Genomic DNA, 522 nt, shown 5'->3' with positions numbered 1-522 from the left:
AGCCGGTGTGGGGCGCCCTGGACACCTACCGCCTCTACCGGAATGTGGTGGCCGCCGGGACGCTCTACACCCTCGCGATGACGACCGAGGTGTGTGAGGAGCTGGGGTGGGCGACGGTGCCCCGGGAGGTGACGCCGGGCCTGCGCCCGGTGATGGAGATAGCCGGTGTCGACTCTGAGCTCATCGACTGGTCCTCCACCCGCCGTCAGCGGATCGAGGACGTCCTGGAGGGCATCACCTACAAGTTCGCGCAGGAGCATGGACGGCTGCCAGGGGAGAAGGCCCGGCACGGCCTCGGGTGGCAGGCGGCGCAGGACACGCGCCCGGAGAAGAAGACTCCGCGTCCGTTGAAGCAGCTGCTCGCGTGGTGGCGGGCGTCCGCGCTGCTGAGGTTCGGCAAGCAGATGGTCGACGGGCTCGTTCAGCGCTGCCGCGCGGCGGGAGCGCTGATCCGGGCCTGGGTGGATCCGCATGTCGATGCCGCACTCGCCGCCGTCGACGTCGCCGCGGTCGTCTCCACCG

At 70.7% G+C, this 522-nt stretch carries 1 protein-coding gene; it reads left to right on the top strand.

The features are described from left to right. Positions 1–522: relaxase domain-containing protein (locus CCN39_RS49080; RefSeq protein WP_158104637.1), on the top strand; the 522-nt coding region annotated here is incomplete at both ends.

Source organism: Amycolatopsis kentuckyensis, assembly GCF_002155975.1.
Classification (GTDB): Bacteria; Actinomycetota; Actinomycetes; order Mycobacteriales; family Pseudonocardiaceae; genus Amycolatopsis; species Amycolatopsis kentuckyensis.
The sequence above is the reverse complement of the archived record's forward strand: the minus strand, read 5'-3'. Positions and strand labels throughout refer to the sequence as shown.